Genomic DNA, 25654 nt, shown 5'->3' on the forward strand with positions numbered 1-25654 from the left:
ATGAAACTTTAATAACAAAAAAGAATGACACTTGGTCATTCCTATTCATAATTAGATTAAGATATCACTTCAAAATAATCCTTATAATATCCGCCGACTTTTCCTGTATTATCAATTACAAAATAGAATTCTTCTGTTTCATTTTGTACATCGTATTGTTTGCCTGCCGTTAATGCGCGATTTACCATATATTTTTCAGCATTAGTATGTACACATGTTACTTTTTTTATTGGTGCAGTTTTTTGCCAAGTCTTATGTTTCATAGTATTCATCCTTTCTTTATTTCTCTCATTTTAACTCAGTTTAATGAACAGTTAAACCCCGAATGTGAAAGTGTCACTGTATCTTATACATATCGGTTACCTTTCTAAAGCATGACACCTGTAATTGCTGCAGCGAGTAAGCTTACGAGTGTTGCTCCGTAAAGCAATTTCAATCCAAATTTAGCAACTTGATTCCCCTTTTTTTCATTTAGCCCTTTCACAGCACCTGTGATAATACCAATCGATGAAAAGTTTGCAAAGGAAACAAGAAAAACAGAAATAATACCAACTGTTCTACTTGATAATGAATTCGCTATTTTAGCTAAATCCATCATTGCGACAAACTCATTTGCCAATAATTTTGTTGCCATAATTGTCCCAGCCTTTATAGCTTCAGTTGCAGGTATTCCAATGATGAAAGCAAATGGTGCAAATATATAGCCAAGTATCAATTGAAAGCTGATACCAAATATGGCTTCAAACAAATGATTGATCATGCTAATTAAGGCTACAAACCCAATTAACATAGCACCAACGATGATGGCAACTTTAAAACCATCTAAGATATATTCTCCGAGCATTTCAAAAAATGTTTGTTTCTCTTCTTCTTGAATTTCGATGATATCCTCCTCATCACTCACTTCATATGGATTAATGATATTAGAAATCATAAAGCCTCCAAATAAGTTTAAAACAAGAGCCGTAATGACATACTCTGGCTCAATCATTGTCATGTAAGCACCTAAAATAGAAGCTGATACAGTTGACATAGCAGATGTACACAAAGTATAAAGTCGTTGTTCAGATAAATAAGGAAGTTGTTTTTTTAAGGTAATAAATACCTCGGATTGTCCAAAAACAGCTGATGCAACTGCATTATATGACTCTAATTTACCTAAGCCATTTACTTTACTTAATAGCAAACCTAAATAGCGAATAATAAATGGTAAAACCTTTATGTACTGCGCAATACCAATTAATGCAGAAATAAATACGATCGGCATTAATACTGTTAAGAAAAATGGAGCTGCCCCTTCATTCGCAAAGCCTCCGAAAACAAAGTTTATACCTTCTGCTGCATAATTTAATATTCGCTCAAATAAAGTAGATATCCCTTTAATGATTACAAGTCCTACTTCTGTATTTAATAGTAAAAAAGCTAAAATTAATTGCAATACTAGCATCGTAATAATAGGCTTAATCTTTATGACTTTCTTATTATTACTAACGACATAAGCAAGTAAAAAGATAATAACCAATGCTGCCAAAAATAATACAAATTTCAAACTATTCTCTCCTCTTTTCATGATGTATATGCCAACGAAATGAAAGCACACATTATTATATAGTTATTCATCAAAATGAACAATCTATTCAATTAGGAGAAAAGATTTAACTTTTAATAGACACTTATGAAATGACACTTTTTATCTTCAATTTATAAAAGTCTACAATTGAAAATATAAATCATTATAAAAATCAAAATTTATTATAGCCCATTTGTGTGGAGCAAAAAAGAGGTAGGATATCTCTTAGATTCCCTACCTCTAATTATAAACATTCGTTCATTCCAATTTATTGATATTCTTTTAAAACGGTCAGCATTTCTTCATTTTTATACTCCGTTGCAATATCGATGACATTTTGTCCATCAGAATTTTCAAGATAAATATTTGCTTCATTTTCTAAAAGAAATTGAACCATACTTATATCTTCCATATAAACGGCATCAAATAGTGGTGATTCACCATATTCATCTTTTATATTTAGATTTGCTCCTGCATTCACTAATAGCTTTGTTGATTCAAAAAATCCTTGATTAATTGCAAATGTTATAATTGGATCTCCATATTGATCAACAATATTGGGATCTGCTCCATTTGCTAGCAATAGCTTGACTAATTCTATATTTGTAGGAGATTCTACTAGTTCCTCTTCATATTCATCCATATATTCCTGCCATGAGATTGCATAATGAAGTGCAGTCCAACCGTCTGCATCAACTGCATTAATATCTACACCTTCATCTAAAAGATCCTTAACCTCTTCAATATCTCCATTTGATACGGCTAACATGAGAGGAGTTGTTCCCTCTGTTTGTAACATCATATTGCTATAAATGGAAGTGTTTTGAAAGGCCTGAAAACCAAATATACCTCCTATTATAATAAGGATACTAAATGATAGCAGTCCTGCAATCGCCAATTTCATCTTAGCTGACGTGTTGAAGGAATAATGATAAGGTTCACCGAACTTACTTTGAATAGTCGCAATCCTTTTAGGTAATGTTGGATGGGTAGAAAATTTTTCGCTAAACCAACTTACAAAATTGTTTTCTTTACTAGCTTCAAAGATATAATCATTAAGATTAACATCTTTATATAATTTTTTGCCTACAGCTAAAATGGTTAATGCGTTTTTTGAAGCTTCTAAATCTTTTATGTAATGTGCGGCCATCATATCACATGTATACTCACAAGCTCTGGAATAAGCATTTCCAAGGAATGGGATCCAGTTTCCAGGTAATAAAAGCATTTGTTTTACTACATGGTTCCGTTTTATATGAGCTAATTCATGTGCAATCACAAAACTTAATTCACTTTCATGATCTTCAACGATTAAATCAGCCAATTCAGAATAAATGACAATCATGTTTTTTCGGAAAAATTTCGATGCAAAGGCATTTAGAATACCTTGTGATTGTACAATATAAACATCTGGTATTGTACTTAACTCCATGTCAGCTGATATTTTCTCTACTTTATTATATATAATAGGAAATTGATTTTTTGTTACCTTTATTCCATTTGTTCTGATTTGTCCAAGAGTTAATAAAAATAAAAAGCCAGATATAAGAAATAAAAGTACCATGATGAAAATACCGACAATAGATATCAAAAATAATACATAAAGAAGTATGCTTGAACTAAGTAGTATCCAAAAATATATTTTTTCCTTTTGTGAAATAAATTCTTTATTCATATGTCCTCCAACGTTATGTAGTCAATTTATTATAGCTAGTTTTTTATCAAGATAGAAGATTAAATTGATTGAATCATTGAATCATTGATCATTGATCATTCACCTAAAAAAAGAATCAATCTTTCCCCCTTTGTGCATATATTGACTACGACATTAATCGAGGAGGGATTTGCTTGTCTAACGAATACATTTTATCAATGAGGCAGTGGTGTGAAGACATTTTAGAAAACTTACATCTTAATCATGATGAATTACGTGAAACTAACAATTCAGTTACACTTGATGAATTAAAAGAAAAATTTATTCAGTTCCAAGAGGAACTATCTGGGGAAGATCCAATTGAAATCAACGAAATATATGAACAGGCCAACGAGCTCTACTTACAGTTAGAGGATCACTTTGAAAGAAACGATTATAACATATCTGACAAAACTGATCGTATTCAAAATCAGGCCGATCATGTTGTACCTATAGGTGGACATATCCTTCCGCCACTACCCTATCGTTATGATGCTTTACAGCCATATATCGATAAAGAAATAATGAGAATACACCATGATAAACATCATAAAAGCTATGTTGAAGGATTAAATAAAGCCGAAAAAGAAATGGAAAAAGCACGTTCCTCAAATAATTTTGACCTAATAAAACATTGGGAAAGAGAAGCAGCCTTTAATGGAGCAGGACATTATCTGCACACGATTTTTTGGACGATTATGAGTCCATCTGGCGGTGGTCAACCGTCAGGCATGCTATTGCAGCAAATTAATCAATCATTTGGGAGTTTTGAAAAATTCAAAAAACATTTTACAGAAGCGGCAAACAATGTGGAAGGCGGAGGTTGGGCTATCTTAGTCTGGTCACCACGTTCTAGACGATTAGAAATTTTACAAGCAGAAAAACACCAAAATCTCAGTCAATGGGATGTAGTGCCAATATTAGTTCTTGACGTGTGGGAGCATGCCTATTATCTTCAATACAAAAACGAAAGAAAAAAATATATTGACAATTGGTGGAAAATTGTAAACTGGAAAGAAGCAGAAAGAAGATACAATGAAGCACAAAAACTAAAGTGGCAACCTTTATAAATTTTCATTATAAAAAACTGCCATTTATTTAGGCATTGATTATCAATCCAAAATAAAAAGGCGGATGAATTTATTTTCATCCGCCTTTCTGATTATATAATACCTAGCACATCTAAAAATACGAAAATAATAACAATTGGAGCAAGATATTTTAATAAGATATACCACATAACGAAAATCTTTCTACTTATAGATGAGCCATGTAAAAGCTCAGCAAAAAGTGCTTCCTTAGATATTTTTAGAGGGACAAAGATAGAGATTAATAAAGCCCCAACAGGCAGTAAAATATTACTAACCAAAAAATCTGCTGCATCGAATATTGACTTGTCAAAAATTGTGATATGATTCCATATGCCAAACGAGAGTGCTGATGGAATCCCTACAATGAATATACATAATCCAAAAATCCAAGAATACTTTTTACGTTTAGCCTCGTTTCCTTTTGCAACTGGCGCAACAACAATTTCAAGTAAAGAAAATGCTGATGTTAATGTCGCGAATAAGAACAAAAGTAAAAAGGCTACTAAAAATAGGATCCCAAATGGCATCTGACCAAATACGGTCGGTAATACATTGAATAATAAGACTGGTCCCGCATCAGGTGACAATCCGAATGAGAATACGGCTGGAAATATAGCTAATCCAGATAAGAGCGCCACTAAAACAGATAAAAAGACGATTGAGATTGCTGATTGAGGAAGATTTTCATTTTTAGATAAATAAGAACTATACGTAACCATGACGGATACCCCAACACTTAAAGCAAAAAAAGATTGTCCCATAGCATACAAGATTGTTTCAGATGTTACATTGGAGATCTCAGGTTTTAAAAAGAATGTAATACCTTCCATTGCTCCATCTAAGGTAACAGATCGGATAATTAAAATAAGGAATATAACAAAAAGAGCAGGCATCATAAATTTATTTGCCTTTTCAATTCCATTTGAAATACCTTTGGAAACAACAAAAATTGTGATTAGTAAGAAAATGAACTGGGCAAAAACAGTTAAACTAGGATTTGAAATACTTTGACCAAATAAATCACTATATTGTTGTTCAGTTAGCCCAGTTAGCCCACCGGTTATTCCTTTAAAAATATAAATGACGATCCATCCACCAACAACACTATAAAAGGATAATAAAATAAAGCATGTTACAATCCCTAGACATCCAATTAAATGCCATGCTGAATTCGGGGCTATCTGTTTATAAGACTGGATGGCATCTTTTTGCGTACTTCTTCCAATAATTAATTCACCTAATAATAACGGTAAACCAACAAGAACTGTAAACAAAATAAAAATCAGTAAAAAGATTCCGCCTCCGCTTGTCCCTGCTACATACGGAAATTTCCAAATTGCGCCCAACCCTATTGCAGAACCCGCTGCTGCTAGAATAAAAGCCAACTTTGAAGACCATTGTTCAATATTGTTTCCCACAAAATCACCTCTAATTTTTTCCTGTAAGTTAATTGATTAGAATGACCTATGTTACAATAATTAGTCTAATCGTCTAATTTCATTTGACGAATGCTAAGATTTCTCATATATTTTCCTTCATATGAATAATCTATGAGTTCACATAATCACTTAAATAACCAATACAAAACATACATTTTCAAGTTATCATTTTAACATTTTACTACAATAATTTAAACGATAAAGTGATATAATAAATGACGATCAATTAGTTAGCATAATATTATTATTTTTTTCTTATAAGTGTTTTATCAAGGCTGTTTTTGCAATCTTTGTTGCTATTTACTAAGTAATGAGCAGTGATTGATTTCCGCTCCAATCAACTTTAAATAGTTTTCGTTTTAAAGGTAACAATCTATTAGCAAAGAGCTGATATCAAAAATGACATAATAAAAAGCGGAAAGATGAAAAACATCTTTCCGCTTTTTTGATATTATTATTAACCTTCTAATAATAGTGATTCTGGATCTTCAAGAAGCTCTTTCACAGTAGCTAAGAAACTAACAGCTTCTTTTCCGTCAACAATACGGTGATCATAAGAAAGTGCAATGTACATCATAGGACGATTTTCCATTCTTTCTGCATCAATTGCAACAGGACGAAGTTGAATTTTATGCATTCCAAGTATACCTACTTGTGGTCCATTTAAAATTGGTGTTGAAAGTAAAGAACCAAAAACACCGCCATTCGTTATTGTAAATGTTCCACCTTGTAAATCTGATAAGCTTAGTTTATTATCACGAGCTTTAGTAGCAAGGTTTAAGATTTCGCCTTCGATCCCAGCAAAGTTCAATCTGTCAGCATCACGGACAACAGGGACAACTAATCCTTCCGGTGCTGATACCGCAATACCAATATCATAAAATTTCTTCATAACAAGTTCATTACCTTGGATCTCAGCATTCAATAATGGATATTGTTTTAATGCTGATACTACTGCTTTTGTAAAGAAGGACATAAACCCTAAACGAACATCATGTTGTTCGTAAAATTTGTCTTTACGACGTTTACGAACATCCATAACTGCCGTCATATCAACTTCATTAAATGTTGTTAACATTGCAGCTGTTTGCTGAACTTCAACTAATCGATTAGCAATCGTTTGTCTGCGTCTTGACATTTTGATTCGTTCAACAGGTTTACCCGGTTGTTCTTGTTGAACAGCAGGTTGCTTTGCAGGTGCTGCAGGCTTAGCTTGTTCGCTTTGAACAGGTTTTGCTGAATGTAATTCAACATCTTGTTTACGAACACGTCCTAGTGGATCAATTGTTTGAACACTTTGTAAGTCGATCCCTTTCTCACGAGCAAGTTTTCTTGCCGCAGGTGAAGCGATAGTACGTTGATGTGATTGTTCTTTTTCAACTTCACTTTGCTGAACAACAGGTTCTTCAGCCTTTGGTTCTGCTTGTTTTGTATTTTGCTGCTCTGATGCAGGAGCTGAAGACTCTCCATTTTCATCAATAACACCAATCGTTTCTCCTACTTCTACAGTATCTCCGGACTCTTTGAATAGCTCTTTTAAAACGCCTGAAAATTCTGCCGTTAACTCCACATTAACTTTATCAGTTTCTACTTCTAAAAGGTATTCACCTTTTTCAACTTTTTCCCCCGGTTGCTTAAGCCATTGTGCAATCGTTCCTTCAGTAATAGATTCTGCTAGTTCTGGTACTTTAATCTCAGCCATGTCTTTTTCCCCCTTGAACACTTGCTTAATTAATTTTTCATTTAAATTATTTAAAAATATAAACTCAAGCCATTATATTGTAAGCTGCTTTATTTTATTTTAATTCAACAAAAGATTGATCAAGAACATTTTCAGTTAAAGCACTCGTTACGATTCTTTCTTGCGTTTTCTTATGAATAGTCGGATCCCCTTCAGCAGGACTCTGTCTACGTCTTCTTCCAATATATCTAACTGGGACTCCCTCAGGAGCAATTTCACGCAGTCTAGGATCGATAAATAACCAAGCACCCATATTTTGTGGTTCTTCTTGTACCCAGTAAATTTCTTCTAGAGATGGTAATCGTTTGATAATTGACGAAATAATCTCTTTAGGGAATGGATATAGCTCTTCCACTCGTAAAATGTGTACCCAGTCTTGATTTCCTTCAAGTGAATGTAATTTATCTTCTAAATCGATTGCTATTTTTCCGCTACATAACACTAATCGCTTCACTTTTTCAGGTGCGTTACCTAATCCTGGCTGTTCAATGACCGGCTTAAATTCACCTTCACTTAATTCATTAATAGATGACACTGTTTTCGGATTACGTAATAAGCTTTTTGGTGTCATAATCACTAATGGACGAACTTCTTCACGTTTTAGTAAGTCTGCTTGACGACGTAAAATATGAAAATATTGAGCCGCACTAGTTAGATTAGCAACTTGCCAGCTATCTTCTGCTGCTAATTGGAGATAGCGCTCTAAGCGTCCACTTGAATGTTCAGGCCCTTGTCCCTCAAAACCATGTGGTAAGAGCATAATTAAACCAGATTTTTGGCCCCATTTAGCTCGACCTGCCGCGATAAATTGGTCGAAAAAGACTTGAGCTGCATTCGCAAAATCTCCATATTGCGCTTCCCATAATACTAATGTTTCAGGAGCAAACACGTTGTAACCATATTCAAAGCCTAATACAGAACCTTCAGAAAGTGGACTATTGTGTACAGTAAATGATGCTTTCGCATTTCCTAAACGATGTAACGGTAAATACGAATTTCCATTTTCAACATCGTGTAAAACAAGATGTCTATGTGCAAATGTACCACGTTGTGAATCCTGTCCTGATAAACGTATTGCTGTTCCGTCTTCTAGAATAGAAGCAAAGGCCAATGTTTCTCCTAAAGCCCACTCTACTTTACCTTCTTCAGATAATGCTTTTGCTCTTTTATCTAAGATTTTTTGTAGCTTAGGAAAGACATTAAAGTCTTCAGGCCATTTGACAAGCTCTTCATTTAATTTAAGCAATTGTGCTTTGTCAACAGCAGTATTCAATTCTGGCAACCCACTGTTAACAAATTTAGGAAGTTTAATTTCATGAATTTGCGGAACTTTTTTATCAGGTACTTTTTGATAAGCTTTTTCTAAAGTCTCTTTCACATCTTTGTTTATCTTTTCAATATCTTCAGGCTTTAAAACGCCTTCATTTACAAGTTTTCCCCCGTATATCTTACTAACAGTTGGATGTTTACGAACCTTTTCATAAAGTTTAGGCTGAGTCATTGCAGGTTCATCCATCTCGTTATGTCCAAAACGGCGATAACCAATTAAATCGATTAAGAAATCGCTTTTAAATTTATTTCTATATTCCATCGCAATTTGGACTGCAGCTAAACATGCCTCTGGATCATCTGCATTAACGTGAACGATAGGAATTTCATATCCTTTTGCTAAGTCACTTGCATATTTTGTTGAACGAGAGTCCTGACTTTCTGTTGTAAAACCGATCATATTATTTGCAATAATGTGGATCGTTCCACCAGTTTGGTACCCATTCAATTTATTTAAGTTTAGTGTTTCTGCCACAATTCCCTCACCTGGAAAGGCAGCATCTCCATGAATTAAGATTGCCATGGCTTTACTAACATCTTGTTGTGGATATCCGTTTTTAGAACGGTCTTCTTGTGCTGCACGTGTATATCCTTCAACAATTGGATCAACAAATTCTAAATGACTTGGATTATTTGCTAATGTAACTTTTGCACGAACAGTATTCTCGTCTTTTATTTGCTTATTAGCTCCTAAATGATATTTAACATCACCGCTCCAACCATAGTTAATTCCCGTTGAACCTTCAGAAGGTACTAATTCTTTATTTGGAGCATGTTGGAATTCAGAGAAAATAATTTCATATGGTTTTCCTAGTACGTGTGCTAATACATTTAAACGTCCGCGATGAGCCATACCAATATTGATAGTATCAGTACCAAATTGAACAGCACTTGAAATTAATTCATCAAGAATTGGAACAAGCATATCCAAGCCCTCAATTGAGAAGCGCTTTTGTCCTACAAATGTCCGATGCAGAAATTGTTCGAATCCTTCAACTGCAGTTAATCTCTTTAAAATAGATGAACGTTTCTCTTGTGATAAGTCTTTAAAAATAGTTCCAGATTCAACCATTTGTAAAAGCCATAATTTTTCTTCATAATTTTGCACATGACTAAATTCGAATGCAATTGATTTTTTATAAACTTCTTTTAAGTATTGATAGGCTTCTAGGCCATTTGTTACATGTGCCGGAGCATCCTTACACAGAAGATGAGCAGGTATATCCTTTAAATCCTCTTCTGATAGATTGTATTCCTCTAATCGAAGAAATTCATTTCTACCGCTGCAATCTTCAAATGGATAAATAGACGCATTTAAATGTCCATGACTGCGAATTTTTGTCACTAGATTGACAGCTTCAGCAATTTTTGTCATTTTATCAGCACTAATAGTTTCATTGTCTGATGTAATTGACCCTTGATTCGTTTGTATAGAAGGAGATCCCCATTTTTCAAAGATTTCTTTTAATTCTATATCAATAGAGTTTGGATCAATTTTATATTGATCATATTGCTCCATGACATAGCCAAGGTTTGGACCATGGAAGTCTTCCCAAGGGAAATTTCGCTTCTGTATACCTTCTGACATCTAACATTACCCCCAACTATTAATAAATAATCAGAAAAAGTTTTTAATACGCAGGAAGGGCGATATTATCCTACAATATTATCCAATATTTCAAGTATAGTAGTATGATTATAAAACGCTTCCAAGTTCATTTTAACACTGCTAACTCTACATTCCAAGCTTGTATCACAAAAAAATCAAAAAATTTCTTACTTTTTTGTTGGCATATAAAAGAAGGTGTATTTTTTTGAATAGTTCGAATCATCTAACTACTTACTCAATTTTTCTTACTACCATCATACAATAAACTTTCGTAAAAGGTACAATTTTTATTATTTTGGTCTATTTAGAGTGTTAGAAAATCGCATGAAATAAAACAATACCTTTTCCACTTAAAAAAGCCCCTAATCTCTTATATAGAGCTAGGAGCTAGATTTTAAATTGATTTTAATAGTAACCTTTTTAATAATGGAAATAGTTGCTCTGGCAGCTCCTCAATCTTTTCAACAAAAATACTGTACTTACCATAAATATTTTGAATTGTTTTTTGTGTGCCTTCATCAACCTCACCATTTGCTAAAAACACGTTCATTACTTCTATTCCCTTTTTTCTGGCTTCTAGAACAGCTTCATGTGTATCTATTATTCCATTCCTCTCATAACCCATTGCAGCTGGTTCACCATCTGAAAAAACAAGAAGGAATTTTTGTGCCTCATTTCTTGATTTCAATTGATTTGACATATGTCTTATCGCATATCCGTCCCTGTTATCTTCCTCAGGTGATAACTGCATAACTTTTGGACCTGATTGATGTTTTAAAGAATCGTCAAAAGTTATCACAGTATGAAAATAATTTGGCTGATGTGTTTTAGACGCTTCATTTGTATCTTCCCAAAATCCAACAATTTGATGAGGAACTCTTACAGATTTTAATGTTTCATGAAATAGGATAATTCCTAACTTCGTCTGTTCCATTTTGTCGAACATTGAAGCCGAACAATCTACTAGAAGTGTAAAAACTGCATCAATTTGAGGTGATTTTTCTTGTTTTTTATAAAAAAGCTTTGGATTGTGATCTGTGAGCAGTCTTAACAGCTTCTTATTTAATCTTCCAATATGAAGGTCTGTTCTAGGCAGTGTTCTTTTATGTTCTAATGTTTTCTGAATCATTAACTTCAATTTTTTCTGAAATAGTAAAATACCATTTCTTTCTTTCTTATATTGTTCTATTTCAATCCCTGTAGGTGGTTTCGCACCTGTAAAAACTGGAACAGCATATTTATTTTCCTTTCCATATGAAAGGTCACCAGAAATCGAACGTTCTTCATGTTTCATTTCTTCTGCTTCAAGTTTCGAATAGTCATTTTTTTGAGCTTTCCCAGAAGTACCTTGAATCATCGCAAGTGCTTGATCACTGTCATCACCTTCTCGTACAATCCCATCTCCATTTAAATTTGTATTCGTTCCTTGCTCTAAGTCGAATTGTAAAAAGCTTTTCGTTGGTTTGCTTGTCTCACGGTGATATGTAGGCATTTTTTCGCTATTAACATTCTCATCGCCTTTTTTTACATCTTCAAGTTTATCTTTGTTTTTCAATTTCTTTTTTCTTTTTAGCTCATCAAAGAGCGTATTACTTTTCAATGTTTCATATGGTAAATCTGCCAAAAAGAAATACGTATTTAACATGTCCCGCTCAAGTAATTCCTCTAACACATCCATCATATCTTGAGCAATAGCGATGACTTCTCTTGTCGTTTTCGCTTCATAAACGAGGTACATTTTTGAAACTAGATATGACAATGCACGCCCAAATCCTTCTAATAATTCCGGTATATGCTCGCTTGGGGATTGGGCAGTAATATGCAAATAAAGATAATTAAACAGCGCATCTGTTAAAATACTACGTTCTTGATGGATGATAGCCTGGCTTTCAAAATATTTTCGATATAATGCCCTTCTCATCTGGAAAGCATGCTTGGTACCCGGTCTTTCTTTTTTACATAACTCTTCTAAACGTATATCTTCTAGGAGCATACATAATTGTTTTGCAAAGCTTTGAAACTGTAATTTCTTTGTATTTTCGATAAATTGGCCTATCTCACGAAAGTTTGTATGATGGAAATTCCCAATACTTCTAAGGTAAATATCACTTTTCAATGCTAGAATGGTTTCAACTTTTTCTCGATGATCCCAAAAATGACTGACATAAATTTTACCTTCAATAGGATCTAAATAGGATTGCACACTATAATCAACCTCAAAATCACTTTGCTTTGTAAGCGCCTTTGCCAGATCTGAAAGTTCCATAAATAAAAAGGAATCAACTTGTTGATCATTAAATTTTATAAATCTCATCGCTTTACCTCATTCGAATAACGTTTCAGCTAAATTTCGGATGGCAGCTTTTTCTCTTTCATCCTCTAGCTTATCTACTATTCCCCTTTCAATGGCGCGTAGAGGTGGTAAATATCTAGCTAAATCACAAGTGTCTATCAATGCGCGAATTGAAGCTGCCTCCTCTGAAACCTGGCCATTGTGTACGAGTGTTAGTAAGTCAGATGATAGCTTTGTAAATGTATCTAACTTCATTTGATCAGTAAGTTTTGATTGATTTTGCAAAACTGCTTTTAGTTCTTGTCCTTGAATATATGGTACATCGATGACCACAAACCGATTTTTTAATGCTTCATTTAACGGTACAGTACCAACATATCCTTCATTAATAGCTGCAACAACGCCAAAATATTCATTTGCCTTAATCACTTCACCGGTAAATGGGTTTGTGATCATTCTTCGATAATCAAGCACACCATTTAAAATTGGTAATGTCTCAGGTTTTGCCATATTAATTTCATCGATATATAGTAAATGTCCTCTTTTCATTGCTTTTACAACAGGACCAGATATAAATTCAATTTTTGTATCACCATTTTGATTTTCAATTGTTTTAAAACCGAGTAAAGCCTCTGCATCCATATCAATTGAACAGTTGATACTATGCATTGGTTGTTGAAAAATAGCTGATAATGTTTCCGCAAGTTTTGTTTTTCCTGAACCTGTTGGTCCTTTCAATAATACATTTTTACCTAGTGCAATAGCGATCATCGCATCCGTTAAAATTGATTCTTCAGATGGGGTATATCCACCTTTACCAATTAATAATGATTCTTCTTCACTTATTGAACGCAATGAACGAGATTTGATTAGTGATTTTATTTCTTCTGGTAGATTAAATGATTCTAAATGATTCATTACTATGTCCTTCTTTCATATCACAATTCTATGTTAAAACTACACCAACCACGATTATACTAGAAACGGGGTCTGTGTACAAAGTAAAGACATAAAAGGAAATTCTATCTATGAGTGAATTAATTTTGTAATTTTCCAATATTTTTTGTATCATGTATATTAGACGATAGTAAAATAAAGATAATAAAGAACTGGGGGATGGAAATGAAATTACGAGCTTCAAGAAAAGAATTAATTGATGTTGCTAAAGGATTAAAACCAGCTGATATTTATATAAAAGGCGGTAAAGTTGTAAACGTTTACTCGGGTGAGTATCTTGAACAAAACATTGCCATTTACAAAGATTGCATCGCATATGTTGGAGACAGTGAATTATCCATAGGTGACAACACACAAATCATTGATGCCGAAGAGATGTACATTTCACCCGGGTTTATTGAATCACACGCACATCCTTGGGTCATTTATAATCCTATCAGTGTTACGGAAAAAGTTTTGCCCCTTGGTACAACAACTACTGTAAATGATAATTTATTCTTCTATTTGCATATGGGTGTACAAGGCTTAAAAGAGTTAATTAAAGATTCTAATCTACTACCTGGACACTTTCTATGGTTAGTTCGTCTTGTTTCTCAAGCAGACTATCCTGGTGAAAAAGAATGGTTCCATCCTGAAAATATCCGTACCCTGCTAGATCTTGATGAGGTTGTTGGAAGCGCAGAAATTACGCGTTGGCCGTTACTTTATAATGGGGATCCATTTGTTCTTGATATGATTGATTATGTCAAACAAATCGGAAAAATTGCAGATGGACACAATGCTGGATGTTCATATGAAAAGTTAAACTCGATTGCTGCTTCTGGAATTAATGCCTGTCATGAAGCAATTACTGCTAAAGAAGCTTATGATCGTTTACGACTAGGTTTATGGACAGTATTAAGGAATAGCTCTTTACGTCCTGACCTTCACGAAATTATTAAACTCTTAACTGAAGGGAAAGTTAGTACTTCCCGTATTATTATGACAACTGATGGACCACATCCTTCATTTATTGATGAGGAAGGTTTTGTAGATGGGCTTGTTAGAAAGGCTGTCCAATTAGGAGTTCCTGCTATTCAAGCAATTCAAATGGTAACAATAAATCCCGCGACATACCTTAGATTGGATGAATATATCGGAGGGATTGCCCCGGGTAGACAAGCAGACATCCTGCTTCTACCTAATCTCAGCGACTTCAAGCCTGAATTGGTCATTTCAAAAGGACAAATTGTTGCTAAAAATGGTAAATTAACTACTAATCTTCCAGTATTTAATTGGGAGAAATATATGGTTAGAAAACCTTTTTCTATTTCAAAATCAGTTCTTGAAAATCGTGATCTTTACCGATATCCACATCAAGCAAATAATAAGCATATTCCTGTTGCACATTTTATGAGTACTGTAATAAGTAAACGAGTAGATACCCCTCTACCTTCTATTAATGGTTATGCAGATCTCTCACAACACGAAGATCTTATACAAGCAGCATTAATTGATCGGGAGGGAAACTGGGTCACACGCGGAATTCTTCAAAACTTTGCCCCTAAGCTAGATGGAATGGCTTCGACATACAACACGACAACAGAATTGCTGACAATGGGTAGGGACCCTAATGCTATGGCTATAGCAGCTGCACGTGTTTATGAAATGGGCGGGGGAATTGCCATTGTAGATGGGGATAAAATTGTTTTGGAGATACCTTTACCATTAACAGGTATGATGACAACCTCTTCTTCATTTGATCAAGCAACAAAATATCAAAATTCATTTCTAAATGCAATGAAAGAAAGAGGATACCCATTTCATGATATTTTATATTCTCTACTTTTCTTAACATGTGATTTTCTGCCAGGTCTTAGACTCATTCCACATGGTTTATATGAAGTAAAAACAGACACCATTTTGAACCCTGCTGGACCATTACCTTCTGTTAGAGTATAAAATGTATTAAAAAAAAGAACCTAGTAAGGTTCTTTTTTAAATTTAGATTGTCATTTAGTTTACAAAACGTTTTGCACCTAAATAACGTGCTTTCCAATAAGAATTATCTAAGTTAGAAATTGTTACACCTGAACTGCTTGCATGAATAAATTCATTATTCCCTAAATAAATTCCCATGTGTGAAGGGCCTGCTTTATAGGTTGTAAAATAAACAAAATCACCTGCAGAAGGATTGCTAATTGATTTCATTATATCCCAATATCCAGCTGTGCTTAATCGTGAAACAGATGTAACTTTATTTAACACATAATAAATAAATCCGCTACAATCAAAGCCTGAAGGTGTATTACCAGCCCACCTGTATGGTGTCCCCATTAGAGACTTAGCCTCACTAATCATTTTGTCAACCTTACTTGAGGAGTTTTCTACTTCTGGAGTTACCGTTTGGCTATTTTCAGGTTTACTAGCTCCACCTGAAAGTTTTAACACTTGACCCACTCTTATTACATCTGATTTAAGATTATTAGCTACTTTTATTTCTGCGACTGTTACATTAAATTGATTGCCAATCTTCCATAATGAATCACCTGATTTTACTGTATATGTAGAGTTAGCTGTACTAGTGTTTGCAGGTTGTTTAGTTGATTCCTGTGATCCTGTATTACTTTGCGTTTCTACAACTTCTTTATTAATAGTCAATTTTTGCCCTATTCTGATTAAATCGCTCGTTAAACCGTTTAGCTTTTTTAATTCACTTACTGAGGTATTATATGTTTTCGCAATAACCCATAATGAATCACCTGATTTAACTGTATACGTTGTTGCCTTTGAAGTTGTTTTTGGTGGTGTTTCAGTTTGGAGAGCAGGTTCAGAAGTTTTAGAATTTGTAGTTCCCGATATTTCTAATACTTGTCCAACTCTTATTATATCCGACTTTAAACCATTTAAATTTTTGATTGTGCTTACAGTTGTGTTATATTGCTTAGAAATTTCCCAAAGCGTATCACCGCTTTTAACTTTTACACTCTCTGCAGCTGCCATTGACGTAAATAAAGATGATCCTATAACAGCTGTTGCTGTCAATCCTAACAATTTATGCTTCATTTCTATTTGTACCTCCTAGACTTCTCTACTAAATTAGTTTAATAGATTCATAGACAAAAAACTACACTAATATTTAAGATATAGGTAATAAAAGCTAAAAATAGGTAAAAAGAAACAAAATTCTCCTTTTAATCATACAAAACTTTACAGATATAGACAATCATTTATTTGACAATTTAAAATGATCATAAAAGACTATTTATTCAATAAAAATAGGTAATAGTAGATTTTGAGATTCCACCATTACCTATTTTTATTTCATTTTTATGTATTTTAATAAGTGATTCATTTTGAACATATTACTTTATGTTCCTGAAATTTCTTTGTCATTCAGTTTAATTTAAGCGGTACTCATTGGATAAAGTGTTCCATTGATTGCAAAGGACATTTTGCCTGTCTCTTCTGAAACGACCAAAATAAGCGCATCTGAAATCTCAGAAAGTCCGATTGCAGCTCGATGCCTTGTCCCTACCTTTTCATTTCCAAAATTCTTAGATGTTAATGGTATTATATTTGCAGCTGACAGGATAAAATTACCTCTTATAAGAACTGCCCCATCATGCAAGGGATTTCCAGGAAAAAAATACTTTCAAGTAATCTATTTGATAAATCTGCATTTATTTGTATACCAACTTGAATATGGCTATCTATTCGGCTTTCGCGTTCAACTATAATTAAGGCACCATGTCGGCGATTGGACAAATTTTCAATCGCTTTTGCGATTTCGAAATAATTTCCAGTAAATTCTGCAATATAAGCCTGTAAGTAATATAATGAAGCTGATGACTGTATTTTATTGAATAATTCTTTTATTTGTGCAAGCTCACATAATAGACAATAATCTTTTTCTCCAATTGACTTCCTCATTAACTCCGTTTCAACAATAATTTTTTCTAAATGAAAAGAAATATGATTCCGAATGTTTATAAATGTGCCATTTAATTCCATTTTTTTACCCTCCTTATTATTAGTGTTATTAATTTTCAGGATAATATGAAAAATTTGTTCTACACCCCATCAAATTTAGAGTGCACGATAAATTATTTGCCTATTTGTCAAAGGCATATTCTTGCACCAGTAAAACTAATAATCATAATGACTTTAACGTATAATTCCCAATTTTTTCTACATACTATAATTGGAGGTTTTGCAAATGATGATACAAAAAGTTTTTCAATATATCTTTAGTATTCTTGGGATGCTTTCATTAGGCTTCTTTTATTACCAATTATTCAAGGGTGAATCTCGTAAATCTGATAACCAGCCAAAATAAGTATCAATACATTTTTTTCGTGATATAATTCTCTAATGAACATTAGAAATGAGGATTTATTAATGAAAAAAATCGTTACAAAGCGTCAGATGATAAGCAATTTTTCACAAATTTTATTCCCCATTCTCGTCACACAGCTGGGGTTGTATTGTATGACATTTTTAGATACTTCAATGTCAGGAAAAGCCCATCCTAATGATTTGGCAGGTGTCGCCATTGGCTCAAGTCTATGGGTACCTGTTTATACTGGATTAAGCGGCATTCTGCTTTCTGTTACACCAATCGTTGCACAATTAGTTGGTGCAAAGAGAAGCATTGAAGTACCTAAAATGATTATTCAGGCACTTTACTTAAGTGTAATTATTTCGGTTATTATTACCATTATTGGCTACTTTGCATTAGATCCTATTTTATATAACATGGGATTAGAAGAAGATGTCTTACATATTGCTAAAGGATACTTAATTGCCTTATCATTTGGTATTTTGCCTTTATTTATATATACGGTTTTGAGATGTTTTATTGATGCTTTAGGTTTAACACGAGTTACCATGTATATCACGCTTACATCATTACCAATTAATTTTGTTCTTAATTATCTTTTTATCTTTGGTAAATTCGGTCTTCCAAAACTTGGGGGGATTGGTGCAGGTGTCGCATCTACTATGACATATTGGTGTATTACGGTAATAGCCATTGTCATTGTAAGTAAGAGAACGCCATTTCGAGAATACAAAGTTTTCAAGACATACTATCGACCGGCTTGGAAGTCATGGAAAGAAATCTTACTTATCGGTGTTCCAATTGGTTTTGCCATATTTTTTGAAACAAGCATTTTTGCAGCTGTAACCCTATTCATGAGTCAATACAATACGATCACAATCGCTTCACATCAAGCTGCAATTAATTTTGCTTCCTTTCTTTACATGATTCCTTTAAGTATTTCAATGGCGCTTACCATCGTTGTTGGTCATGAAGTTGGGGCTAACCGATTTAAGGAAGCAAAACAATATAGTTATTTAGGGATTGGATTGGCTCTATTTCTCTCGTTGTTATCAGCAACATTGATCTATTTTTTTCGACCTGAAATTGCAACACTTTACACATCCGATAAAGCTGTATTAAATCTAACGCAAGATTTTTTAATTTACGCTATTTTCTTCCAGTTATCTGATGCAATAGCAGCACCTATTCAAGGTGCGTTAAGAGGTTATAAAGATGTCAATGTTACCTTTATTATGGCACTTGTTTCTTACTGGGTAATTGGCCTTCCTGTCGGATATCTCTTGGCAACCTATACTTCACTATATGCTTTTGGATTTTGGATTGGCTTAATTACAGGACTTGCAGCAGGTGCAATCGGACTTTCAGTTAGACTACGTATGATCCAGAATTCAAAATATGTTGCTTTTAAAAATTGAAGTAAATATAAGAAAACACAAAAAAGCTAATTCTTTTCTGAACTGCCCCGTAAATGTTAGACACTAAACTAACATTTACGGGGTGTTTTTATGGCGAAATTTACAACGGAAGATAAAATACAAATTACATTGAGATACGTTGAAGGAAATGAAAGTATTGAAAAAATTGCAGGAGAAGTAAAAGTTAGTCCTCCTATTTTAAGTGGATGGGTTAGGCTTTATGAACAACACGGTATAGAAGCATTTATTAAGTCCTATACAAATTATTCTGTGGAGTTTAAACTAAATGTACTCAATTATATGAACGAAACGGGTACATCTTCTTATGACACAGCTGCCATTTTCAATATTTCTTCACCAGGTATGATCCGAAATTGGCGAAAGGCTTTTGAAACTGGAGGAGTTGATGCCCTACAATTAATGAAAAAGGGGCCTTCATCCATGAAAAAAGTATCGAAATTAAACAAAGAACAACAACCACCCGTTGAAGGATCGATCGAAGCTCTACGAGCTGAAAATGAGCGTTTACGTATGGAGAATGCCTATTTAAAAAAGTTGAACGCTTTAGTTCTAGAACAGGAAAAATTACAAACAAAATCAAAGCGCAAGTAATTTTTGAACTAAAGCATGAGTTTGATGTAGTGGAACTAGTTAAAGTCGCAGACATTCCACGTAGTACGTATTATTACTGGGAAAAACGATTAAATTGTGAAGATAAATATGCAAAGGTAAAAGAAGCGATTGAAGCTATTTATCATGAACATAAAGGACGCTATGGTTACCGTCGTATCACCAAACAATTAGAAAGAATGAATATTCACCATGATCCAAAGACAATTAATCGTTTAATGAAAGCGATGGGCTTAAAATGTGAAGTGCGGATGAAAAAATTCCGTTCGTATCGCGGAACAGTAGGCAAAATCGCGCCGAATTTATTGAATCGTAATTTCCACGCAGACAACATGAATGAAAAATGGGTAACTGATGTTACAGAGTTTCATTTATTCGGGGAAAAACGTTATTTGTCGCCTGTTTTAGATTTATGTAATGGAGAAATAATTGCGTATAAAGTTATGAACCGTCCAGTTTATGCTCTTGTTGGAGATATGATAGAAGAAGCAGTAAAAAGGATACAACCTGATGATGAAATCGTCCTCCATTCAGATCAAGGCTGGCACTATCAAATGAGTAAATATCAAAATAAATTAAAAGCGCACGGTATACGACAAAGTATGTCCCGTAAGGGAAACTGTTTAGATAACGCAGTCATGGAAAATTTCTTTGGCTTATTAAAGTCTGAACTACTCTACTTACAAGAATTTGAGAGTATGGAACATTTCGAACGAGAATTAGAAGAATATATTTATTACTACAATCACAAACGAATAAAGGCAAAATTAAAAGACCTAAGCCCCGTTGAATACCGGACTCAGGTCTTGAAAGCAGCCTAACCTTTTTGTCTAACTTTATTGGGTCAGATCATTCTGAATTAGCTTTTTTAGATTAGGCTGTTTTCGCAAACTTTGTTGCTATTTACCAAGTTGTGCATTGTGGTTGATTGCAGCGAGAGATGCTCGCCATTCCGCGGGGCGGTCGGTGATACTCCTCGGCATAAACGACTGCATGAGTCTCACCTGTCCCGCTGCTCTAAGCAGGAGTCTCGCACTCACGCTCCAATCAACCGTAAATAGTTTTTGTTTTAACTTAGAAAAGAATCTTAAATTTTATAGATTAATCCTTCCACTTATATGTGTAAAATACTTCTTTTTCAAACCATAGCATCGCTTCAGGATCTTTATTTAAGAGCTTTTCTTCCATGAGTTTTAGCATTCCCTCTGTTTGTGAACGATGTGCTTTTAAAGCATTTAATTTTATGTCTGCAACTTCTGTAATATCGATTGTAACATCAGGCTCTCCAATTTTGTCAAAGCGATCATTTGTAAAAGCTAAGCAATAAGTTAATGGACGTCGGACTTTTGGACGTCGCTCTAAGGCACGAATAACTGCAGCACCACATGCGTCATGATCTGGATGTACAGCATAGCCTGGATAGAAAGTAATAATCAATGTCGGTTCTACATCATTAATGATACTTTCCATTAAATCTGCTAATTGTTCATCATCTTCAAATTCAAGAGTCTTATCACGCAGGCCAAGCATCCTTAAATCTTGAATATCCATTGCTTTACATGCATTTTCTAACTCTGTTTTACGGATGAATGGCAATGTTTCACGATTTGCAAATAATGGATTCCCCATATTTCTGCCCATTTCACCTAATGTTCCACAAGCATATGTAACTGGAATGCCGGCTTTCCTTTTCAGTGCAATGATGCCTGCAGCACCAAAGGATTCATCGTCAGGATGTGGTAAAATGATTAAAACATGTTCTTTCATTTGTATCCCTTCTTTTCTAAAAAATTTTACTTCTTAAAAGGATTATTAATGTTTGAAAGGTATTTCACTTAATTGTAAAGCAATTGCTAATTGTCCTTCAGAATTATGACCAGCAAGTAGTAACTGATTTTGATCGTTATAAATCCAGTCGGTCAATCCCTCAGCGTAAATCCATCCCTCTTCCATTTTTAACCCAACGCGAAAAGGCCCATTGCCAGTTATTTTTGCTTGATGATACTTAACTTTTGCATTACGGATGAATGCAACGACAGTCATAGATGATTCGTCCTTATGTGCAGAATAAGCACCAGTCGTTGTTTCAAGGTGTATATAAATTGATTTGTTCATGAATGTTTCTAAATATGCTTGTATATCATGTTTCGTAATTGGTTTCATCATCTTTCCCCCTCATTATTCTTTTTTAGTTTTTCGAGTACAACGATATGACAATCAATTAATTTCACTTTTTGATTATCTGACAATAGTGAAGATACAATTCTTTTTATCGCCAGGTGAAACTTTTCATTGAACGATTTCCTAAGGCGCGGATGTGTCATCTCATCTTTAAGATCCTTTTCAATCGCAATGAATAATGTCTCAATTTCGTTCTTTTCAACTGTTAAAGAGCGATTAACCCAAAGTTGCCGATATGCATGTAATAAATCTTTTCCATCCATGTTATACTACCTCAATTTCTTTTACATTCCTATTGAGTTTTTTCTTGTTAATTTCACTTCAACTTTTCTAAAATATTTAGAATTGGATAATGTAAATAACAATAAAGCACACCATATGAATGAGAATGTAATGACTTCAATATTCGTAAACGGTTCATTAAATAAGATTACTCCAATTATTAACGTTATTGTTGGGGCTATATACTGAAGAACGCCAACCATGAATAATGGGATCCGCTGTGCACCGCTTGCGAAAAGTAATAAAGGTACGGCTGTTACAATACCTGCACCTACTAATAATAAAGTTGTTGACAGATCAAAGGAAAAAAATTCTAATTTTCCTGAAATTTCCATCATAACCAAATAATATCCTGCAATAGGTGTTACGACCATTGTCTCAAATGTTAAACCAACTGAAGAACTTAATTTTGTCATTTTTTTAGTTAAACCATACAATCCAAAGCTTAATGCTAAAGTTAATGCAACCCATGGAAACTTACCATAATGAAGTGTCATTAATACCACTCCAATTGCCGCTACGACAAATGATAGCTTTTGCCAAAGATTTAACCTTTCTTTAAAAAAGATCATTCCTAATATGACACTTATTAAAGGGTTTATGTAATAGCCTAAACTCGTCTCAATAATATGACCATTATTAACTGACCAAATATAAACAAACCAATTAAGACTAATTAATAAAGAAGACAAAACTAATGAAAGTAATAGCATTGGTTTTTGAATGATCCTCTTGCTAGCAACCTTTATATTTTTCCATTCCTTATTAAAAGTAAGTAATCCTATCATGAATAAAAATGACCAGAAAACTCTGTGTGCTAGAATCTCCTCTGCTGAAACATTTTCAACCATTTTCCAATATAATGGTAGTATACCCCAAAGAAAATATGATCCTGCTGTATAAAGAATGCCCTGCTTGTATGTATTTAATTGTGGTGTATCCATTTTTTATTCCCTCACTTTTCTTTCACCTAATGAACATTATAAACATGAACGCTTGTGTCCTACAAGCTATTCGCTTTTACTAACGTTTACGGATAAGATGCATATAATGTAAGCACCTAGGTTTTCTGTTAAAGGATGTGAAAAAGATGTTTCCTTGGAATAAGCAATTCCCCTTTGATCAGACGGGTTTTACCCAACATATCAATAAAATGAAACCAAAAGAAGTTGAGAACTATATACAGTCCGTCATGAAGAATGTATTTGGAGGTGATTTTTCACAAGGCTTCCCTTTTCAAGGTGACCTGCAGCAAAAAGAAGTGAGAGAAAATTCTTCGAAACAAGAACATCCAGAGATATTTGAAACAAATGATTATGTTTATGTAAAGCTCCCTATGTCAAAGGAAGAAATTAGTTCTGTTAAAATACAACATACAAACAATCAATTAATCCTCACAAACTACCCAAAGCAATCAGATAACACGAAATATATGCTTCCATCACCAGTAAAAAGAAAAGGAACAAGAGCCAGGTTTGTTGAAGGATATCTTGAAATCCAATTTTTAAAGCTCAATGAATATAATATATCTGAGGTCGATATTACTTATTAATATCTATTTTTAACAAAAAAACTACCTACATTAGCAGGTAGTTTTTTTTATTAGTAAGGATATCCTCCACCATATGGGGGGTAACCATAACCATAACCGTACGGAGATCCGCCATAAGGAGGATAGTAAGGATAATATGGCGGTCTAGGTCTAAAAATTGCAGATCCGACTAAACCACCAAGTAATCCTCCAACAAACGGACCACCAAAAAAGAAACGACCATCAGGATAAGGTCTAGGAAATTTATTGCGCATCATATAAGGTCCCACGAAATTACCTCCTCTAATATTTACCTACACTAAAAAGTATTCATTGAAGGAGTTATTGGAGTGGGCGAATAACTATTTTTAGGTAAATAGTTTAATTTACAGCCTTTAGATTTAAGATGTAAGCTTATTCAGCATAAATCATCTTTTTTGTCATACCCCCGTCAACGACAAGATTGATACCTGTGACAAAATCGTTCTCCTCATCTGTTAAATATAAGCAGGCTTTTGCAACATCACTTGGCTTTCCAACCCTTCCTGAGAAGTGTTGGCTGTGGTCAATTTCTCTTAATAACTCATCATTCCCTGTTTCAATCCAACCTGGAGAGATGGCATTTACTTGAATATGGTCTTCACTAAAGGATGCTGCTAGTGCATGTGTTAAAGCAACTATTCCTCCTTTTGAAGCTGCATATGCCTCAGAGTTTTTTTCAGACATGATCGCTCTTGTGGAAGCTATATTGATGATTTTTCCACCCTTTTTATTTTTTTTCATAATTTTAGCAGCTTCTCTTGAAGCAAACATGACACTTTTTAAATTAGTTGTGAGCACAGTGTCCCAATCATCTTCCGTTATCTCATATGGTGAAATCCATTTGGAAATACCAGCATTATTTATAAGAATATCAATCGTTTCAAATCGATTTACCGCTTCTTTCATTAGTATTTCAATTTCATTCACCTTTGAAACATCTGTCTTGATATAACAAACATTTAATGAACTTTCTTTGTAGTGCTTTTCATTTTTTCTACCTAGATCCTCATCTATATCTGCAATAATAACGTTAAACCCTCTATGAGCGTAGTGATTTACAATTGCATTACCAATACCTTTCGTTCCACCAGTAACAATAACTGTTTTTGGCATAATACCTATTCCTCCTCTCTGGCACAATAAATATCCGCCCATTTTCCGAGTTCTTTCAAAACACCTTCTAAGCTCTTACCTTTATCTGTTAATTGATAGATGACCTTAACAGGAGTATCATCTATAACAATTCTGTCTATTAAGCCTTCATTTTCCAACTCTTTTAGCCGTTCGGATAACATCTTTTGACTAATACTAGGGATAATCTCTGTTAAATCCTTAAACCTTTTGGGACCATCTAATAAAACATGAATGATAATTCCAATCCATCTCTTCCCTAAAACTTGAAAGGCAGATTCCATCTTCGGACAAAGATTATTTTTCACTTTAATCACCCCTTGCTTAAATCTTGACTGATTTTATTACATCTATTATGATATAATTTACGATACAAAACTTACTAAAAGTAAGTAT

21 protein-coding genes and 1 pseudogene are annotated in these 25654 nt (G+C 33.9%); 5 read left to right on the plus strand and 17 right to left on the minus strand.

What is annotated here, in order from left to right; all coding sequences use genetic code 11:
* Positions 1–56: 56 nt before the first annotated feature.
* The 3 genes from GMB29_RS15730 to GMB29_RS15740 form a co-directional block, all read right to left on the minus strand.
* Complete coding sequence (locus tag GMB29_RS15730) at positions 57–263, minus strand: DUF6501 family protein (protein ID WP_136358594.1); 207 nt, start codon at positions 261–263, stop codon at positions 57–59.
* A 104-nt stretch (positions 264–367) separates the two neighbouring features.
* Complete coding sequence (locus GMB29_RS15735) at positions 368–1549, minus strand: NupC/NupG family nucleoside CNT transporter (RefSeq protein WP_136358596.1); 1182 nt, start codon at positions 1547–1549, stop codon at positions 368–370.
* Positions 1550–1838: 289 nt separating this feature from the next.
* Entirely contained in the window at positions 1839–3245 is a 1407-nt protein-coding gene (locus GMB29_RS15740; RefSeq protein WP_136358598.1) for a M48 family metallopeptidase, read from the minus strand.
* Positions 3246–3418: 173 nt separating this feature from the next.
* Here GMB29_RS15740 and GMB29_RS15745 point away from each other — a divergent pair, with 173 nt between their 5' ends.
* The gene (locus GMB29_RS15745; protein WP_227551369.1) at positions 3419–4333 is read left to right on the plus strand and encodes a superoxide dismutase; all 915 of its coding nucleotides are present in this window, start codon (positions 3419–3421) and stop codon (positions 4331–4333) included.
* Positions 4334–4425: 92 nt separating this feature from the next.
* On the opposite strand, the gene GMB29_RS15750 is transcribed toward GMB29_RS15745, so the two are convergent.
* The 5 genes from GMB29_RS15750 to GMB29_RS15770 all read right to left on the minus strand — a co-directional run bounded on the left by GMB29_RS15750 (position 4426) and on the right by GMB29_RS15770 (position 13683).
* Positions 4426–5772 carry a sodium-dependent transporter gene (locus GMB29_RS15750; RefSeq protein ID WP_227551370.1) on the minus strand — a complete coding sequence of 449 codons (1347 nt, stop codon included), beginning with the start codon at positions 5770–5772 and terminating at the stop codon, positions 4426–4428.
* A 478-nt stretch (positions 5773–6250) separates the two neighbouring features.
* Positions 6251–7495 carry a 2-oxoglutarate dehydrogenase complex dihydrolipoyllysine-residue succinyltransferase gene (gene odhB / locus GMB29_RS15755; RefSeq protein ID WP_136358600.1) on the minus strand — a complete coding sequence of 415 codons (1245 nt, stop codon included), beginning with the start codon at positions 7493–7495 and terminating at the stop codon, positions 6251–6253.
* A 94-nt stretch (positions 7496–7589) separates the two neighbouring features.
* A complete protein-coding gene (sucA, locus tag GMB29_RS15760; protein ID WP_136358602.1) occupies positions 7590–10451 on the minus strand; it encodes a 2-oxoglutarate dehydrogenase E1 component in 2862 nt (953 codons plus the stop codon).
* Between the two features lie 415 nt (positions 10452–10866).
* On the minus strand, positions 10867–12786 hold the full coding sequence (locus GMB29_RS15765) for a vWA domain-containing protein (protein ID WP_136358604.1): 1920 nt from the start codon (positions 12784–12786) through the stop codon (positions 10867–10869).
* 9 nt (positions 12787–12795) lie between these two features.
* Entirely contained in the window at positions 12796–13683 is an 888-nt protein-coding gene (locus tag GMB29_RS15770; RefSeq protein WP_136358606.1) for an ATP-binding protein, read from the minus strand.
* Positions 13684–13887: 204 nt separating this feature from the next.
* Between GMB29_RS15770 and GMB29_RS15775 the strand changes: the two genes are divergently transcribed.
* Positions 13888–15663 (plus strand): adenine deaminase C-terminal domain-containing protein, encoded by a 1776-nt coding sequence (locus GMB29_RS15775; RefSeq protein WP_136358607.1) that lies wholly within the window; start codon positions 13888–13890, stop codon positions 15661–15663.
* Positions 15664–15717: 54 nt separating this feature from the next.
* Here the strand turns inward: GMB29_RS15775 and GMB29_RS15780 are convergent, their stop codons facing one another.
* Positions 15718–16767 (minus strand): C40 family peptidase, encoded by a 1050-nt coding sequence (locus tag GMB29_RS15780; protein ID WP_136358609.1) that lies wholly within the window; start codon positions 16765–16767, stop codon positions 15718–15720.
* Positions 16768–17107: 340 nt separating this feature from the next.
* Positions 17108–17634: pseudogene (cdaS, locus tag GMB29_RS15785) on the minus strand (sporulation-specific diadenylate cyclase CdaS).
* A 468-nt stretch (positions 17635–18102) separates the two neighbouring features.
* On the opposite strand from cdaS, the gene GMB29_RS15790 reads away from it, so the two are divergent.
* Both GMB29_RS15790 and GMB29_RS15795 read left to right on the plus strand, forming a co-directional pair.
* Entirely contained in the window at positions 18103–19461 is a 1359-nt protein-coding gene (locus GMB29_RS15790; RefSeq protein WP_136358611.1) for an MATE family efflux transporter, read from the plus strand.
* Between the two features lie 90 nt (positions 19462–19551).
* Positions 19552–20912, plus strand: a protein-coding gene (locus GMB29_RS15795) for an IS3 family transposase (RefSeq protein ID WP_136359328.1) whose coding sequence is annotated in 2 segments (ribosomal slippage) — positions 19552–20008 and positions 20008–20912 — 1362 coding nt in all. Because the reading frame shifts where the segments join, the coding sequence is not laid out codon by codon here.
* A 280-nt stretch (positions 20913–21192) separates the two neighbouring features.
* Here GMB29_RS15795 and bshB2 read toward each other — a convergent pair.
* From bshB2 to rarD, 4 genes are read right to left on the minus strand one after another with little or no spacing between them, the layout of a single operon-like run.
* Entirely contained in the window at positions 21193–21858 is a 666-nt protein-coding gene (bshB2, locus tag GMB29_RS15800) for a bacillithiol biosynthesis deacetylase BshB2 (protein WP_136357989.1), read from the minus strand.
* A gap of 45 nt (positions 21859–21903) precedes the next feature.
* On the minus strand, positions 21904–22254 hold the full coding sequence (locus tag GMB29_RS15805) for a YojF family protein (RefSeq protein WP_136357991.1): 351 nt from the start codon (positions 22252–22254) through the stop codon (positions 21904–21906).
* Positions 22254–22535: a hypothetical protein gene (locus GMB29_RS15810; RefSeq protein WP_136357993.1), complete on the minus strand. Its 282-nt coding sequence runs from the start codon at positions 22533–22535 to the stop codon at positions 22254–22256. The genes GMB29_RS15805 and GMB29_RS15810 overlap by 1 nt, the downstream gene beginning before the upstream one ends.
* A 21-nt stretch (positions 22536–22556) precedes the next feature.
* Positions 22557–23498, minus strand: coding sequence for an EamA family transporter RarD (rarD, locus tag GMB29_RS15815; protein WP_136357995.1), 942 nt, complete (start codon positions 23496–23498; stop codon positions 22557–22559).
* Positions 23499–23644: 146 nt separating this feature from the next.
* On the opposite strand from rarD, the gene GMB29_RS15820 reads away from it, so the two are divergent.
* Entirely contained in the window at positions 23645–24106 is a 462-nt protein-coding gene (locus GMB29_RS15820; RefSeq protein WP_136357997.1) for a spore gernimation protein GerT, read from the plus strand.
* A gap of 50 nt (positions 24107–24156) precedes the next feature.
* Here GMB29_RS15820 and GMB29_RS15825 read toward each other — a convergent pair whose 3' ends face one another.
* The 3 genes from GMB29_RS15825 to GMB29_RS15835 form a co-directional block, all read right to left on the minus strand.
* Positions 24157–24375, minus strand: coding sequence for a hypothetical protein (locus GMB29_RS15825; RefSeq protein WP_406600270.1), 219 nt, complete (start codon positions 24373–24375; stop codon positions 24157–24159).
* Between the two features lie 124 nt (positions 24376–24499).
* Complete coding sequence (locus GMB29_RS15830) at positions 24500–25249, minus strand: SDR family oxidoreductase (protein ID WP_406600350.1); 750 nt, start codon at positions 25247–25249, stop codon at positions 24500–24502.
* Positions 25246–25566, minus strand: a complete 321-nt coding sequence (locus GMB29_RS15835) for a winged helix-turn-helix transcriptional regulator (protein ID WP_136358001.1) — start codon at positions 25564–25566, stop codon at positions 25246–25248. Before GMB29_RS15835 ends, GMB29_RS15830 begins: the two co-directional genes overlap by 4 nt.
* Between the last annotated feature and the right edge of the window lie 88 nt (positions 25567–25654).

The organism is Metabacillus sediminilitoris, from assembly GCF_009720625.1.
GTDB lineage: Bacteria > Bacillota > Bacilli > Bacillales > Bacillaceae > Metabacillus > Metabacillus sediminilitoris.

Excerpts from the sequence above, each read along its gene's own strand:
- odhB (WP_136358600.1), bottom strand. The coding sequence starts at position 7,495 with ATGGCTGAGATTAAAGTACCAGAACTAGCAGAATCTATTACTGAAGGA.
- rarD (WP_136357995.1), bottom strand. The coding sequence starts at position 23,498 with ATGGATACACCACAATTAAATACATACAAGCAGGGCATTCTTTATACA.
- GMB29_RS15775 (WP_136358607.1), top strand. The coding sequence starts at position 13,888 with ATGAAATTACGAGCTTCAAGAAAAGAATTAATTGATGTTGCTAAAGGA.
- bshB2 (WP_136357989.1), bottom strand. The coding sequence starts at position 21,858 with ATGAAAGAACATGTTTTAATCATTTTACCACATCCTGACGATGAATCC.
- GMB29_RS15765 (WP_136358604.1), bottom strand. The coding sequence starts at position 12,786 with ATGAGATTTATAAAATTTAATGATCAACAAGTTGATTCCTTTTTATTT.
- GMB29_RS15730 (WP_136358594.1), bottom strand. The coding sequence starts at position 263 with ATGAAACATAAGACTTGGCAAAAAACTGCACCAATAAAAAAAGTAACA.
- GMB29_RS15820 (WP_136357997.1), top strand. The coding sequence starts at position 23,645 with ATGTTTCCTTGGAATAAGCAATTCCCCTTTGATCAGACGGGTTTTACC.
- GMB29_RS15770 (WP_136358606.1), bottom strand. The coding sequence starts at position 13,683 with ATGAATCATTTAGAATCATTTAATCTACCAGAAGAAATAAAATCACTA.
- GMB29_RS15740 (WP_136358598.1), bottom strand. The coding sequence starts at position 3,245 with ATGAATAAAGAATTTATTTCACAAAAGGAAAAAATATATTTTTGGATA.
- GMB29_RS15810 (WP_136357993.1), bottom strand. The coding sequence starts at position 22,535 with ATGGATGGAAAAGATTTATTACATGCATATCGGCAACTTTGGGTTAAT.
- sucA (WP_136358602.1), bottom strand. The coding sequence starts at position 10,451 with ATGTCAGAAGGTATACAGAAGCGAAATTTCCCTTGGGAAGACTTCCAT.
- GMB29_RS15780 (WP_136358609.1), bottom strand. The coding sequence starts at position 16,767 with ATGAAGCATAAATTGTTAGGATTGACAGCAACAGCTGTTATAGGATCA.
- GMB29_RS15790 (WP_136358611.1), top strand. The coding sequence starts at position 18,103 with ATGAAAAAAATCGTTACAAAGCGTCAGATGATAAGCAATTTTTCACAA.
- GMB29_RS15805 (WP_136357991.1), bottom strand. The coding sequence starts at position 22,254 with ATGAAACCAATTACGAAACATGATATACAAGCATATTTAGAAACATTC.